This window comes from Acidovorax sp. GW821-FHT11A03 (assembly GCF_058809075.1).
This window is the reverse complement of sequence record NZ_JBXASG010000001.1, coordinates 187963-202273: the sequence shown is the minus strand read 5'-3', so window position 1 is coordinate 202273 and position 14311 is coordinate 187963. Positions and strand designations below refer to the sequence as shown.

Below are 14311 nucleotides of genomic sequence, written 5' to 3'. Positions count from 1 at the left end.
CGCCAGCCCCCAGAAAAACTTATGCATCTTCCGCTCAATGCCCTGCGCGCGTTCGAAGCCTCGGCGCGCCACCTGAACCTCACGCGGGCGGCCGAGGAACTGCACGTCACCCAGACCGCCGTGAGCCAGCATATCCGCAAGCTCGAAGACCGCCTGGGCAAGCCGCTGTTCCGCCGCCTGCCGCGCGGCCTGGCGTTGACGGACGAGGGGCAGGCGCTGCTGCCGGTGGTGGTGGAATCGTTCGCCAGCCTGGAGCGTGCGCTGGAAAAGCTGGGCGACACCCGCCCGCGCGAGGTGCTGACCGTGGGCGCCGTGGGCACCTTTGCCGTGGGCTGGCTGCTGCCCCGGCTGCGCGACTTCCAGCAAGCCTGCCCCTTTGTGGACCTGCGCCTGCTCACGCACAACAACCGGGTGGACATGGCGGGCGAAGGGCTGGACTGCGCGATCCGCTTTGGCGACGGCGCCTGGCACGGCACGCATGCCGAACGCATCATGGACGCGCCCATGTCCGTGATGTGTTCGCCCGCGCTGGCCCACGGCCTGCGCACGGCGGCCGACCTGGCACGGCAACCACTGCTGCGCAGCTACCGCACCGATGAATGGGCGGCGTGGTTCGAGGCCGCGGGCGCCCCCTGCCCCGTGGTGCGCGGCGCGGTGTTCGACTCGTCCCTCACCCTGGCGGAAGCAGCGGCACAGGGCGCGGGCATGGCGCTGCTGCCGGTGCGCATGTTCACACGCGAACTGCAGCAGGGCCGCCTGGTGCGGCCCTTTGTCCAAGAACTGCACCGGGGCGCCTACTGGCTCACGCGGCTGCAGTCGCGCCCGGCCACGGACGCCCTGCTGGCGTTCAGCGACTGGCTCCGGGCCCAGGCCCGCATGGCGGCGGAAGAAATATGAAGGAAATTGGCTTCTAGCGCTTGTTCATAAAGCGCTAGCAGCTATCACGACAATAGCAGATGTATCCCGTCAGGCAACACGCCTGCGGGGCCCCACGGCCACCATCAGCGCCGCCGCCAGCACCAGCGCGCCGCTCAGGATGTACAGGCTCAGGCTGAAGCTCCCCGTGGCCGACTTGATGGCACCCACCATCACCGGCGCCACCACGCCCGCCGTGCCGCCCAGCGTGGTGATGAGCGCAATGCCCATCGCCGCGGCGTCCTTGGCCAGCAGGCTGGCGGGCACCGCCCACAGCACCGCGAAGGCGCTGGACACCCCCATGGCCGACAGCGACAGGCAGGCCACGGCCGCCCAGGGGCTGTGCATGAACAGGGTCGTCAGCGACAGCCCCACGGCCCCGAGCACCGCGCCCACGGCAAAGTGCCAGCGCCGCTCTTGCGTGCGGTCTGAATGCCGCGCCACCACCAGCGTGGCAGCGATGCCCAGCGCCGCCGGGACCACCGAGTAGAACCCGATCTGCAGCACCGACAGCCCCATGGACTGCAGCAGGGTGGGCTGCCAGAACGACATGGCGTAGATGCCCAGGATCACCAGGAACGAGATGAACCCCAGCAGCCACACCTGCGGATTGCGCAGTGCGCTGCCAAAGGACTGCGGGGCGCCGCCACCGATGGCTTGCTCCTGCGCCAGATCGCGCCGCACCTGGGCTTTTTCTTGCGATGTGAGCCAGCCAGCCTCCTCGGGGCGGTTGTCGAGCCAGCGATAGGCCAGCACGCCCAGCAACACGCACGGCAAGCCCTCCACCACGAAGAGCCACTGCCAGCCGCGCAGGGACAGGGCGCCATCCAGGTATGTCATGGTCAGTCCCGCCAGCGGGCCCGCCACGATGGGTGCCGCTCCGTAGGCCATGAAGAACAGCGCCGTGGCCCGCGCACGCTGCTGCGCCGGGAACCACAGCGTGAGGTAGAACAGCACGCCGGGAGCAAAGCCTGCCTCGAAAACCCCCACCAGGAACCGCAGCACATAGAACTGCGTGGGCGTGGTGACGAACAAGGTGGCCGCCGATGCCAGACCCCACAGCGCCATGATGCGCAGCAGCGTGGCCCGCATGCCCACGCGCGCCAGCATCACATTGCTGGGGATCTCGAACAGTGCGTAGCCGATGAAGAACACCCCGGCCCCGAGGCCGAAGACCGCATCGCCGAAGCCCAGGTCGGCCTTCATCTGCAGCTGCGCGTAGCCGATGTTGGTGCGGTCCAGGTAGTTGAAGATGTAGCAGACAAACAGCAGCGGTATGAGCCGCCAGCTGATCTTGCGGTAGAGCGCCTGGGTGCTGGTGTCATCGGTGGCAGCGGATGCCGCCGCAGCCGCGCCATAGGTGGCCGTGTTCATGGGTTGTCTCCTGGGTTTGTTCTTGTCGCGTGGTGCACCTGCAGTGCGCAGGCGTCACACGCGCTGCAGCTGTCCCGATTCGGTGGTGCCCCAGAGGTGGCCCGTGGGCGCGCCCGGAAACAGCCAGTGCGGCGAACATTCGCTCGACGGCACCACGTTGCTGAAGCCGTGCGACGCCGAGGTGCCCGCGATGGTCTTCTCCAGCACCATCGAGAGGTACTGGTCGTTGCTGTTTTCCTGCGTGTTGCCGTTCAGGACCACCTCGGCCCCGGTCGCCTTGGCGAAGCGGCGGATGGCGTTGTGGCGCGAGACCTCGGGCGCCCAGCTGTCGGCCGAGACGCCGTTTTCACTGCTCACGCGCAGGCCGTCCGGCACGCGGTACACCAGCGAATGGTTGCCCTCGGTGTGCCCCGGCGTGTGCACCAGCGCCACGCCCCGGCCCAGCTGCACGCTGCCGTCGAATGGCACGACGCGGTCGCCGGCCACGCCGCGCAGGCCGTCGGGGCAGTACCAGTCGGCCTGGGTGGGCAAGAGGCCCGCCACGCTCGCCAGCTCCTGCCGATGCACCAGCAGGCGCGCGTTGGGCAGCAGGCCGGGCCCGCCGTCCGTGCCCAGCCAGCGCCGCAGGTTCTGCGTGTGCAGGTGGTCGTAGGTGATGTAGTCGATCCGCTCGGGCGCCACGCCCACGCTGGCCAGGGCATCCAGCACGGTGCCGTGGATGGGCGCGATGGTGCCGTGCAGGAAGGCCGGTGTCTGCTCGCTCAGGCGGCGGAAGTACGGCGTGTCGCGCCCCGTCTCGTGGTCTGCCGGCGTGAACAGCAGGTGGCGCAGCTGCCCCCCGAAGTCCTCGAACTGGATGAGCACCGTGCGCGCCAGCAGATGCACCATGTGCGGCTTGAGCAGCTGCTGCGAATACACGCCGCTGAACGCATACCAGGCCGGATAGGGAATGCGCAGCAGGTCGAAGCTGCGGGCGTAGCGCACGGCCGGCTCGTCGAGGAACCACTCGCGGAACTGCGCGCCGCTGCGGCGCAGCGCACGCAGGCGGTCCTGCGGCGACGGCGCGCTGCGGGCGCCGTCGAAGTCCGTGACCGCCGCCAGGGTGGAAGGGGCGTTGTCTCTTTTCATGGAGTTCTCCTGGAGAAATGGGCAAGTCAGTAGAGCGAACGCCCGCCCGAGATATCGAACACCGCGCCGGTGCTGAACGAGCAGTCGGCCGAGGCCAGCCAGGCCGCCATCGCGGCCACTTCATCGGGCAGCACGAAGCGGCCCATGGGCACGCGCGCGAGCAGGTTCTGGCGCAGCGCGGCCTGGTGTTCGGCCGGTACGGCATCGAACACCGCCGTGTCGGCCGCCGAGGGCGTGATGGCATTGACCAGGATGCCCGGCCCCGCCAGCTCCTTGCCCAGCGACTTGGTGAGTGCGATGAGCCCGGCCTTGGACGCGGAGTACGCCGCGTTCAGGCCGTTGCCCTCCTTGCCCGCCACCGAGGCGATGTTGACGATGCGCCGCCCCAGGCCGGGCGGCTGCTCACCTGCCAGGCCCCGCAGCATGCGCGGCACCACGGCCCGGCAGCACAGAAAGGCGCCCGTGAGATTCACCTCCACCACCTGGCGCCACTGCGCCGGGGTGTGTTCCCACAACGGGGCCAGCGGCCCCAGCACCCCGGCGTTGTTCACCAGCACGGTGATGGGCCCGAGCGCCGCCTCGCTGGCCTGCGCGGCCGACTCGACATCGGCCTCCTGGGCCACATCCACCCGGGCCGTGTGGATGCGGCCGGCGGCATCCAGCGCGGCACTGGCGGCCTGGAGCGCCCGGGCATCGCGGTCCCACAGGGACACACGGGCGCCATCGGCCAGGAAGCGCCCGGCAATGGCCAGGCCGATGCCCTGGGCACCCCCCGTGATGACGGCATGGTGCCCCGCCAGCCCGGCGCTCATGCGGCCGCCGCGGCGGCGGGTTCGGCCTGGCGCGGGGCGGCCGCAGGCGCGCTGGTGGGCCCGGCCGCCAGCAGCGAACCCACAATGGCCGGCAGCTGTGCGGGCGGCATGCCGGCCAGCAACTGGCGCAGCATGGTCATCGAGTCGAAGTACACGCGCTCGCAGACCAGGCGCTCGCCCTCGAAGATGAAGAGCGCGATCATGCGGCAGCGGAAGCTGTTGCCCGTGGGCGGCAGGTTGCCCAGCGGCCCCTGGTGGGTGCCCAGTAGCCAGAACTCCACGATCACCGCGTCGTCGGTGTGGCGCAGCTGGATGATCTCGTGCCGCTGGTCCGGGAAGGCCTTGCGCGAGGCCAGGTAATAGGCACGCACCGCATCGTTGCCGTCGTGCACCTCCCCGGTGGGGATCAGCTCGTAATGGGGGTGCGGAAAGGTGCCCAGCACCGCGTCGAAGTCCTGGCGGGTCTCGTCGGCAAAATGGTCCAGCACGGTTTTCTCGCGCAGGGCCTGCAGGGCGGTGCGTGGGGTGGTGGGCATGCCGGAGGTGGAGGAGGTGGAGGAGGTGGAGGAGGTGGAGGAGGTGGAGGGGGTGGAGGGGGTGGAGGGGGTGGAGGTCATCGCGGATCGTCTTTCAGATAGAGGGTTCGGGTCAGGGCGCTGCGCTTGTTTTCTTGCGCCCTGCGCTGCTCAGCCCTCGACTATCCGCAGCCGGCGTTGTGCAGACTGTCCGTTGTTGGCAATTGCGGCCCCGGACAAACCCGCACAGGCCTTCCACCCGGGCGCCGCATGCGGTACACCGTGCCACCCGCCCCGCCCGCCTCCTTCCTGCTCGCGCTCCACCCGTACGCACGCACGCGCCCTACCGCCCGCCATCGCCCCATGCCCCCCCTGCGCACGCCCTCGCCCCGCTCCCCTACCGTGTCCCCCGACACCCCCCATGCGCTGACCGCGCCCGACGCCGCCGACCGCCTGCGCCTGCCGGACGATGTGCAGCATCAACTGCTGCGGGTGGCGCACCACAAGCAGCTGCAGCGCGGCGATTCGCTGTTCCTCAAGGGCTCGGCGCCCGATGCGCTGTTCGGCGTGGTCAGCGGCTCGCTGCGCGTGAGCGTGGTGGCCCCGGGCGGGCGCGAGGCGGTGATCGCCGTGCTGGAGCCCGGCCACTGGTTCGGCGAGGTCTCCCTTTTCGTGGGCCGTGAGCGCGTGTACGACACCTGCGCGGCCGATACCACCGAGATCGCGGTGGTCTATGCCGACGACTTCCACCACCTGGTGAACACGCAGCCCCAGGTGCACATGGCGTTTACCAGGCTGGTGTGCATGCGGCTGCGCCAGGCGCTGGCGTGGATCGACGACGCCATCCTGCAGCCGCTGCCCGTGCGGCTGGCGCACCGGCTGCTGACGCTGGACGCGCGGCCCGAGGCTTCGGACGGGGCGACCACGCTGGCGGTGTCGCAGGAAGACCTGGCCTTCATGCTGGGCGTGTCGCGGCAGAGCGTGAACCGGCAGTTGAAGCTGTGGGAGGACGAGGGAATCCTGCGGGTGGGGTACCGGGTGGTGGAAGTGATGGATCGGGAGAGGCTGGAGGGGTGTGTGCGGGATGGGGTGTGATTTGATCAAAATGGGCCGTGTGCGCTTATATAGAAAGCGCCAGCCGCTATTGTTTTTATAGTAATTACTGCTTCTGATCGAAGGGCGGAGGCCGGGGTGTGCGCCCGGCCCCCGCCCCCAACACAAGCACAGCACAACAACAGCACAAGCTATCAACAGCAGCTAGCAACCCCAGCTACACAAACCCCAATGCCCCCACATCCACCCCATCCACCTGCCCCGCTTCCAGAAACTCCTGTCCATACCGCAGATACACCCCCTCGCGCACGAACACCTCGAACAGGTCCGGGTCGATGTGCCCGTTGTCCCGCATCCGGCACATGATGGCCAGCGCCTCTGACAAAGTCATCCCGCTCTTGTACGGCCGGTCCGCCGCCGTCAGGGCCTCGAAGATGTCGGCGATGCCCATCATGCGGGCCTGCAGCGACATCTGCTCGCGCGTGAGGCCGCGCGGGTAGCCCTTGCCGTCCATGCGCTCGTGGTGGCCGCCCGCGTACTCGGGCACGTTCTTGAGGTGGCGGGGCCAGGGCAGCGTCTCCAGCATCTTGATGGTGGCGACGATGTGGTAGTTGATGGTGTCGCGCTCGGCCTGGGTCAGCGTGCCCGCGCGGATGGTGAGGTTCTCCACCTCCTCGGCCGTCAAGAAGCTCGTCTGCACGCCCTGCGGGTTGCGCCAGTGGCGCATGGCGGCGATGTCGCGCACGCGCTGCTGGTCCTCGGGCCGCATGGCCTCGGTGCCGGTGTTGCAGCGGCGCAGGAAGTCGCGGTCTTCTTCCAGCGCCTGGATCTCGTGCTGCAGGGCCTGCAGCTCCTGGCCCTCGGCCCGCGCATCCACCACGGGGCGCAGCGCCAGCTGGCGGCGCAGCGCGGCCAGTTCCGCATCGCGCTTGAGCACCTCGAAGCGCGTGTCTACCAGGCCGATGCGGTCGTAGATCGTCTGCAGCTTGGTGGCCTTGTCCACCACGTGCACGGGCGTGGTGATCTTGCCGCAGTCGTGCAGCAGGCCGGCCATCTTGAGCTCGTAGCGGTCGCGCTCGCTCATGCGAAAGCTCGCCAGCGGCCCCTGCCGTGTGGCGTTGACCGCATCGGCCAGCATCAGCGTGAGGGCCGGCACGCGCTGGCAATGGCCGCCGGTGTAGGGCGATTTTTCGTCGATGGCCAGGTTGATGAGGTTCACGAACGACTCGAACAGGCGTTCGAGCTGCGAGATGAGCAGCCGGTTCGTGAGCGCGATTGCGGCCTGCGAGGCCAGCGACTCGGCCAGGCCCTGGTCGGCCTCGGAAAAGGTCGTGACCGCGCCCGTCTCCGGGTCGCGGGGGTTGATGAGCTGCAGCACGCCGATGAGCTCATGGTCGTGGTTCTTCATCGGCACGGTGAGGAACGACTGCGAGTGATAGCCCGTGCGCGCATCGAAGGCGCGCGTGCCCGAGAAGTCGAAGCCCTGGGCACTGTAGGCATCGGCGATGTTCACGGTGCGGTCGTGGATGGCGGCGTGCGCCGCCACGAGCGAATCATTGGGCGAGCCATCGGCGTTGCGCAGCGGCAGGTGCGGAAAATCGATGGGCTTGCCCGTGGTGCCGCCCAGGCGGATGCCCAGCGAATCCGTGCGCAGGATCTCGAACTTGAGCGCCGACTGGTCCTCGGTCACGCTGTAGAGCGTGCCGCCATCGGCGCCGGTGATGGCCTTGGCCGCCTCCAGGATGTTCTCCAGCAGCCGGTCGATGTCCCGCTCGCGCGAGAGCGCGGCGCCGATGCCGTTGAGCTGCTCCAGCCGGCGAAACAGGTTGACTGTGGATTCCTTGCCCATAAAACCACCTTGGGTGCAGCGTTGGCGACCGCTCATCGTAACGAAAAGTGACGGCTATCATCGACCTTCTGTTTCCCGCTTTCCCATTTCTTGTGCACTCGGTCACACCCCGCTTTCTCACCGTCGCCCTCTACCAGTTTGTCGATCTGCCCGACTGCGCCGCGCTGCGCGCGCCGCTGCAGGCCCTGTGCGACGAGCGTGGCGTGCGCGGCATGCTGCTGCTGGCGCCCGAGGGCATCAACGGCACCATCGCGGGCGAGCCAGCCGATGTGCTGGCCGTGCTGGCTTGGCTGCGCAGCGATCCGCGCTTTGCAGCACTGCAGCACAAGGAGGCGCACGCGCAGCGCATGCCGTTCTACCGCATGCGCGTGCGACTCAAGCGCGAGATCGTCACCCTGGGCGTACCGGGCCTGAACCCGGCCCGCAACGCGGGCACCTATGTGAAGCCCGAGGACTGGAACGCGCTCATCGGCGACCCCGGCGTGGTGGTGGTGGACACACGCAACGACTACGAGGTGGGCATCGGCACGTTCGAGCGCGCCGTCAACCCGCACACCAGGAGCTTTGCGGAGTTTCCGGCCTGGGTGGCCGCGCAATCGGGACCCGGCGGCGTGCTGGCGGGCAAACCCCGCGTGGCCATGTTCTGCACGGGCGGCATCCGCTGCGAAAAATCCACCGCATTCCTCAAATCGCAGGGGTTCGAGGAGGTCTTCCACCTCGAAGGCGGCATCCTCAAGTACCTGGAGACCGTGCCCGAGGAAACCAGCCGCTGGCATGGCGACTGTTTTGTGTTCGACGAGCGCGTGTCGGTGGGTCACGGCCTGGTGCCCGGGCACCACCAGCTGTGCCGCTCGTGCCGCATGCCCCTGGGCGAAGCGGAGCTGCAGTCGCCGCACTACGTGGCGGGCGTGAGCTGCCCCTATTGCCACGGCACCCGCACGCCCGAGCAGGAACGCGCCCTGGCCGAGCGCGAGCGGCAGATGCAGCTGGCCGCCCGGCGCGGGCAGGAACACATCGGCGCGCGCCAGCCCGGCACGCCAGTGCGCGTGCACGGCGGAGCCCCGGAAGGCGCCCCCCAAAAGGACGACACCGAGTGAGCACCGCCACCGCCCTGCCCGTTCTGTATTCGTTCCGCCGCTGTCCCTATGCGATGCGCGCCCGGCTGGCCCTGGCCGTGAGCAGCCAGGACTGCGAACTGCGCGAGGTGGTGCTCAAGAACAAGCCCCAGGGCCTGCTGCAGGCCTCGCCCAAGGGCACCGTGCCGGTGCTCATCCGGCCCGATGGCCGCGTGCTGGAGCAGAGCCTGGACATCATGCTGTGGGCGCTGCAGCAGCACGACCCCGAAGGCTGGCTCGCGCCCGCCGGGAGCACGGTGCCAGAGATGCTGGCGCTGATTGCCGAATGCGACGGCCCCTTCAAGCAGGCCCTGGACCGCTGCAAGTACCCCAGCCGCCACCCGGGTGCGGACATCGGGGCCGAACGCGCGGCGGCCACCGCCTGGCTGGGCACGCTGGATGCGCGCCTGTCTGCCCAGCCCCACCTGTTCGGCGCACATGCAGCGCTGGCCGACATGGCGATCGCCCCGTTCGTGCGCCAGTTCGCGGGCATCGACGTGGGCTGGTGGGCGGCCCAGCCCTGGCCGCATTTACAGGCCTGGCTGGCTGATTGGCAGTCATCACCACTGCTGGCCAGCGTGATGCCCAAACTGCCGGCGTGGATGGATGGCACGGAGGGTGTGGCGTTTCCGTTTGCCGAAGCAGATTTCGCCTGAGCCCGGGCGGGCCCACGCGGTCTAGCCACAAAAAAGACGCCCCGAGGGGCGCCTTTGCCTTGAAACGAAGCCTGGAAAACTCAGGCCATGGACAGCCCGCCGCCACGGCGGCCACCGCGCATGCCGCGCACCAGCAGCGCCAGCAGCACCACCGCGAAACCCACGAAGCAGACAAACGACCAGTTGGCGATCGAGCCCCCCAGGAAGGTCCAGTCCACCGCCGCGCAGTCGCCCGAGCCCCGGAAGATCATGGGAATGGCGCGGCTGATGGGGTAGTTCTCGATCATTCCGTAGAAGTCGCGGCCGCAGGTGGCGACCTCGGGCGGGTACCACTGCAGCCAGCTCTGGCGGGCCGCCACGAAGGCGCCGAAGCCCGAGGCCACCAGGGCCAGCACGCCCCAGCCCATCCACCAGCCTTTAGCGTCCCTAGCGCTTGCCAGACCTGCGAAGATTGCTACACCAATGAGAGCATAACGCTGCACGATGCACATGGGGCAAGGCTCCAGGCCCACCACATGCTGCAGGTACATGCCGAAGGCGAGCATCGCCACACACGCCACGCTGATCAGCGCCAGCACACGGCGCGGGGCCGCAGTCAACCAGTTCATTTCTTATCCCTCATCAATAGCCGTTGCAAACGGTGCCGCCGGCGAAACGGGCGTGCCCCGCACCAGTGCACCCGTGGATCTGGCCCCGCCAGTCCACCGGGTACGTCCGCCCAGGGGGAAGACGCGCAGCGGCTCGGGGGAATCAGATCCCGGCGGCGTGGTCCAGAAAAACACGGGCGCGGCGCGGCGTCACCACCAGCGTTTCGCCCTCCTTGAACCCCATCTCCTTGAACTGCTGCGCAGGTATCTGCGCTTCGATCAAGTGTTCCGGGGACGCATTGTCCGCTGGTTTGTGATCCTGGGATGGAATAAGTTCCAGGCGCGCGATCGGGCCCACCACGATGGCACGGCTCAGCTGCGCCACGATGCCGCGCGGGCGGCCCTGGGCGTCGAGCCCGGCGCCCGGGGAGTAGCGCTCCACATCCAGGTCGTGGGGGCGCACATAGGCAAAAGCCTTGGCGTTCTGCGCGCCCTGGTGCTCGGGCGAGTCGATCTGCATGCCCTCCAGGTGCACCAGGCCCTCGTGCGCCCGGCCGTGGAACAGGTTCACGTCGCCCAGGAAGCCGTAGACGAACGGGCTCGCGGGCTGGTCCCACACCTGCTGGGGCGAGCCGCTTTGCTCGATGCGGCCCTGGTTGATCACGACCACCCGGTCGGCCACCTCCAGTGCCTCTTCCTGGTCGTGCGTGACGAAGATGCTGGTCACGTGCAGCTCGTCGTGCAGGCGGCGCAGCCAGCGGCGCAGTTCCTTGCGCACCTTGGCGTCCAGCGCGCCGAAGGGCTCGTCCAGCAGCAGCACCTTGGGCTCCACCGCCAGGGCGCGGGCCAGCGCGATGCGCTGGCGCTGGCCGCCCGAGAGCTGCGAGGGGTAGCGGTCGGCCAGCCAGTCGAGCTGCACGAGCTTGAGCAGGTCGGTTACCTTCTGCTTGATCTGCGCCTCGCTCGGGCGCTCGCCACGGGGCTTCACGCGCAGGCCGAAGGCCACGTTCTCGAACACGGTCATGTGGCGGAACAGCGCGTAGTGCTGGAACACGAAGCCCACGTTGCGCTCGCGCACGTGCACGTCGGTGGTGTCCTCGCCGCTGAAGTGGATGGTGCCCACATCGGCCGTCTCCAGGCCGGCGATGATGCGCAAGAGCGTGGTCTTGCCGCAGCCCGAGGGGCCGAGCAGCGCGATGAGTTCGCCCGATGCGATGTCCAGGCTCACGTCGCGCAGCGCCTGGAAGTCGCCGAACTGCTTGCTGACGTTACGGATTTCAATGCTCATGGTCTTCTTCCTTCAGCGGACGGCTGGCGCGGGTGCGGGCCGCTCGGGGGGCAACTCGGCGGCGGCTTTCAAGGCCTGCTCGTTGCGGTGTTCGGCAATGGTCTTGATGACCAGCGTGACCAGGGCCAGCAAGGCCAGCAGCGATGCAGCGGCGAACGCGGCCACGGACTGGTACTCGTTGTAGAGAATTTCGACGTGCAGCGGAATGGTGTTGGTCTGCCCACGGATGTGGCCGGACACGACGGACACCGCGCCGAACTCGCCCATGGCGCGCGCATTGCACAGGATCACGCCGTACAGCAGGCCCCATTTGATGTTGGGCAGCGTCACGTACCAGAAGGTCTGCCAGCCGGTGGCGCCCAGCACGATGGCGGCCTGCTCTTCGTCGTTGCCCTGCGCCTGCATCAGCGGGATCAGCTCACGCGCGATGAACGGGAAGGTCACGAACACCGTGGCCAGCACGATGCCCGGCACGGCGAAGATGATCTTGATGTCATGCGCCTGCAGCCAGGGGCCGAACCAGCCCTGCGCGCCGAACATCAGCACGTAGATCAGGCCCGCCACCACGGGAGAGACGGAAAACGGCAGGTCCACCAGCGTGGTCAGGAACGCCTTGCCCCTGAACTCGTACTTGGCGATGCACCAGGCGGCCGCGACGCCGAACACGAGGTTCAGCGGCACGGCAATGACAGCGGTGATCAGCGTGAGCTTGATGGCCGCCCAGGCATCGGGCTCGCGCAGGCCTTCGAGGTAGGCCCCGAAGCCCTTGCGCAACGCCTCGGCGAACACGGCGGCCAGCGGCAGCACCAGGAACAGCAGCATGAAGGCCAGCGCGATGGTGATCAGCGTGTAGCGGACCCAGGGCGCTTCAGTCGTGCCCGCCTGTGCGCGGCGGATAGTCCGGGAGTTGTTGCCGCTCATGCTGGAGCCCCCGCGTGGCGTCGCTGCCATGCCTGTAGTGCGTTGATGATGAGCAGCAGGATGAACGAGATGACCAGCATGACCACGGCCACGGCGGTGGCGCCGGCGTAGTCGTACTGCTCGAGCTTGCCGATGATGATCAGCGGCGTGATTTCAGACACCATGGGCATGTTGCCAGCGATGAAGATCACCGAGCCGTATTCCCCCACCGCCCGCGCGAATGCCATGGCAAAGCCGGTGAGCAGCGCGGGCGTGATGGAGGGCAGGATGACCTTGGTGAAGGTCTGCAGACGCGTGGCGCCCAGGCAGGTGGCGGCCTCTTCCAGCTCTTTTTCGGCGTCTTCCAGCACGGGCTGCACGGTGCGCACCACGAACGGCAGGCCGATGAAGATGAGCGCGATCACGATGCCCGCGGGCTTGAACGCCAGCTGGATGCCCAGGGGTTCCAGGATGCTGCCGACCCAGCCGTTGCCGGCCAGCAAGGCGGTCAGCGAGATGCCGGCTACCGCCGTGGGCAGCGCGAACGGCAGGTCCACCAGTGCATCGACGATCTTCTTGCCCGGAAACTTGTAGCGCACCAGCACCCAGGCGATCAGCAGGCCGAACACCAGGTTGACCAGCGCCGCGAGGAACGAGGCCCCGAAGGTCAGCCGGTAGGAGGCCATCACGCGCGGCGCGCTGATGGCCGCCCAGAACTGCTCCCAGGTCAGCGTGAAGGTCTTGAAGATCAGTGCCGACAGCGGGATCAGCACGATGATGCTCAGATAGAAAAGCGTGTAGCCCAGGGTCAGCCCAAAGCCGGGCAATACCCTCCTAGCGCTTCTTGGTGCGCTTTTTTTACCGTTCATATGTTGTTATCCATTGCGCATCGTCGGTAGGAACCGGCGCGACCCAAGCCAGCAGACGCCGCGCAAGGGCCGCCCCGCGGCGCTGGCGTCGTCCCCCTTCCCGGCGATAGCCCAGAGAAGGGGGAAGCCGCACAGCGGCTCAGGGGGTTGTCCACTACTACTTGGCGCCGGGCGTGTAGAGCTTGTCGAACTGGCCGCCGTCGTTGAAGTGCACCTTCTGCGCTTCGGTCAGCGAACCGAAGTACTTGGCCACCGTGAACTGCTTGAGCGGCTTGAAGGTATCGGCGTACTTCTTGAGCACCGTTTCAGAACGCGGGCGGATCGCGTGCTTGGCGGCGATTTCCTGGGCTTCCTCGGAGTACAGGTAGTCCAGGTACGCCTTGGCCAGCTGGGCGGTGCCCTTCTTGGCCACGGTGCGTTCCACCACGGCCACGGGGTTCTCGGCCACCACGCTCACCGAGGGGTAGATGGCATCAACCTTGCCGGCGCCGAACTCGCGGTCGATGGAGACCACCTCGGATTCGAAAGTGATCAGCACATCGCCCTGATTGCGCTGCAGGAAGGTGGCCGTGGCATCGCGGCCGCCCTTGGCCAGGATGGGCACGTTCTTGTAGAGCTTGCCCACGAATTCGGCGGCCTGCGCCTCGGTGCCACCCTTTTCGCGCACGGCGCCCCAGGCGGCCAGGTAGGCATAGCGGCCGTTGCCGCCGGTCTTGGGGTTCACCACGATCACCTGCACACCGGGCTTGATCAGGTCTTCCCAGTCCTTGATGCCCTTGGGGTTGCCGTTGCGCACCAGGAACAGCATGGTCGAGGTGGTGGGCGATGCGTCGTGCGGGAATTTCTTGGCCCAGTCCTTGGCGACCACGCCGCTGTCGGCGAGGAACTGCACGTCGGTCGTCGTATTCATGGTCACCACGTCGGCCGCCAGGCCGTCGTTCACGGCGCGCGCCTGGGCGCTGGAGCCGGCGTGCGACTGGTCGATCTTCACGTCCTGGCCGGTGGTCTTCTTGTAGTGGGCAGCGAAGGCGGCGTTGTAGTCCTTGTAGAACTCTCGGGCCACGTCGTACGACACGTTGAGCAGCGAATTCTGTGCAGCGGCCATGCCGCTGGCAGCCAGGGCCATGGTGGCCAGAAGGGTCTTGAGTTTCAAAGAGGTCATGGTGCCTTCGCCCGAAAAGTACTGGAGATGCTCCATTGTGCGGAGCCGTGCTTAAAACTCAAAAGAATATATTCTTGTTAAATAATCA

The 14311-nt window shown here is 67.8% G+C and carries 14 protein-coding genes; 4 read left to right on the top strand and 10 right to left on the bottom strand.

Annotation, left to right across the window (positions count from 1 at the left end; all coding sequences use genetic code 11):
- Window positions 1–21 precede the first annotated feature (21 nt).
- A complete protein-coding gene (locus AC1RVY_RS00950; protein WP_492804922.1) occupies window positions 22–897 on the top strand; it encodes a LysR family transcriptional regulator in 876 nt (291 codons plus the stop codon).
- Between the two features lie 69 nt (window positions 898–966).
- Here AC1RVY_RS00950 and AC1RVY_RS00945 read toward each other — a convergent pair whose 3' ends face one another.
- The 4 genes from AC1RVY_RS00945 to AC1RVY_RS00930 are packed head-to-tail and all read right to left on the bottom strand — an operon-like array spanning window position 967 to window position 4765.
- Entirely contained in the window at window positions 967–2289 is a 1323-nt protein-coding gene (locus AC1RVY_RS00945) for an MFS transporter (protein WP_369642658.1), read from the bottom strand.
- A 54-nt stretch (window positions 2290–2343) separates the two neighbouring features.
- A complete protein-coding gene (locus AC1RVY_RS00940; protein WP_492804920.1) occupies window positions 2344–3417 on the bottom strand; it encodes an MBL fold metallo-hydrolase in 1074 nt (357 codons plus the stop codon).
- A 26-nt stretch (window positions 3418–3443) separates the two neighbouring features.
- Window positions 3444–4229 (bottom strand): SDR family NAD(P)-dependent oxidoreductase, encoded by a 786-nt coding sequence (locus AC1RVY_RS00935; protein WP_492804918.1) that lies wholly within the window; start codon window positions 4227–4229, stop codon window positions 3444–3446.
- Window positions 4226–4765 (bottom strand): ester cyclase, encoded by a 540-nt coding sequence (locus AC1RVY_RS00930; protein ID WP_492805364.1) that lies wholly within the window; start codon window positions 4763–4765, stop codon window positions 4226–4228. The genes AC1RVY_RS00935 and AC1RVY_RS00930 overlap by 4 nt, the downstream gene beginning before the upstream one ends.
- 342 nt (window positions 4766–5107) lie before the next feature.
- On the opposite strand from AC1RVY_RS00930, the gene AC1RVY_RS00925 reads away from it, so the two are divergent.
- Window positions 5108–5839 carry a Crp/Fnr family transcriptional regulator gene (locus tag AC1RVY_RS00925; protein WP_492804916.1) on the top strand — a complete coding sequence of 244 codons (732 nt, stop codon included), beginning with the start codon at window positions 5108–5110 and terminating at the stop codon, window positions 5837–5839.
- 175 nt (window positions 5840–6014) lie between these two features.
- Here the strand turns inward: AC1RVY_RS00925 and AC1RVY_RS00920 are convergent, their stop codons facing one another.
- The gene (locus AC1RVY_RS00920) at window positions 6015–7646 is read right to left on the bottom strand and encodes a GAF and HD-GYP domain-containing protein (protein WP_369642663.1); all 1632 of its coding nucleotides are present in this window, start codon (window positions 7644–7646) and stop codon (window positions 6015–6017) included.
- Between the two features lie 92 nt (window positions 7647–7738).
- Between AC1RVY_RS00920 and trhO the strand changes: the two genes are divergently transcribed.
- Both trhO and AC1RVY_RS00910 read left to right on the top strand, forming a co-directional pair.
- Window positions 7739–8743, top strand: a complete 1005-nt coding sequence (gene trhO, locus AC1RVY_RS00915) for an oxygen-dependent tRNA uridine(34) hydroxylase TrhO (protein WP_492253366.1) — start codon at window positions 7739–7741, stop codon at window positions 8741–8743.
- A 53-nt stretch (window positions 8744–8796) separates the two neighbouring features.
- The gene (locus AC1RVY_RS00910; RefSeq protein ID WP_492805363.1) at window positions 8797–9417 is read left to right on the top strand and encodes a glutathione S-transferase; all 621 of its coding nucleotides are present in this window, start codon (window positions 8797–8799) and stop codon (window positions 9415–9417) included.
- Between the two features lie 80 nt (window positions 9418–9497).
- Here the strand turns inward: AC1RVY_RS00910 and AC1RVY_RS00905 are convergent, their stop codons facing one another.
- The 5 genes from AC1RVY_RS00905 to AC1RVY_RS00885 form a co-directional block, all read right to left on the bottom strand.
- Window positions 9498–10025 carry a disulfide bond formation protein B gene (locus AC1RVY_RS00905; protein WP_218294705.1) on the bottom strand — a complete coding sequence of 176 codons (528 nt, stop codon included), beginning with the start codon at window positions 10023–10025 and terminating at the stop codon, window positions 9498–9500.
- Between the two features lie 142 nt (window positions 10026–10167).
- The gene (locus tag AC1RVY_RS00900; RefSeq protein ID WP_218341063.1) at window positions 10168–11292 is read right to left on the bottom strand and encodes a sulfate/molybdate ABC transporter ATP-binding protein; all 1125 of its coding nucleotides are present in this window, start codon (window positions 11290–11292) and stop codon (window positions 10168–10170) included.
- A 12-nt stretch (window positions 11293–11304) separates the two neighbouring features.
- Entirely contained in the window at window positions 11305–12213 is a 909-nt protein-coding gene (cysW, locus tag AC1RVY_RS00895) for a sulfate ABC transporter permease subunit CysW (RefSeq protein ID WP_218341177.1), read from the bottom strand.
- Window positions 12210–13061, bottom strand: a complete 852-nt coding sequence (gene cysT, locus AC1RVY_RS00890) for a sulfate ABC transporter permease subunit CysT (protein ID WP_218294703.1) — start codon at window positions 13059–13061, stop codon at window positions 12210–12212. Before cysT ends, cysW begins: the two co-directional genes overlap by 4 nt.
- Before the next feature lie 157 nt (window positions 13062–13218).
- Window positions 13219–14223, bottom strand: coding sequence for a sulfate ABC transporter substrate-binding protein (locus AC1RVY_RS00885; protein WP_218341062.1), 1005 nt, complete (start codon window positions 14221–14223; stop codon window positions 13219–13221).
- Between the last annotated feature and the right edge of the window lie 88 nt (window positions 14224–14311).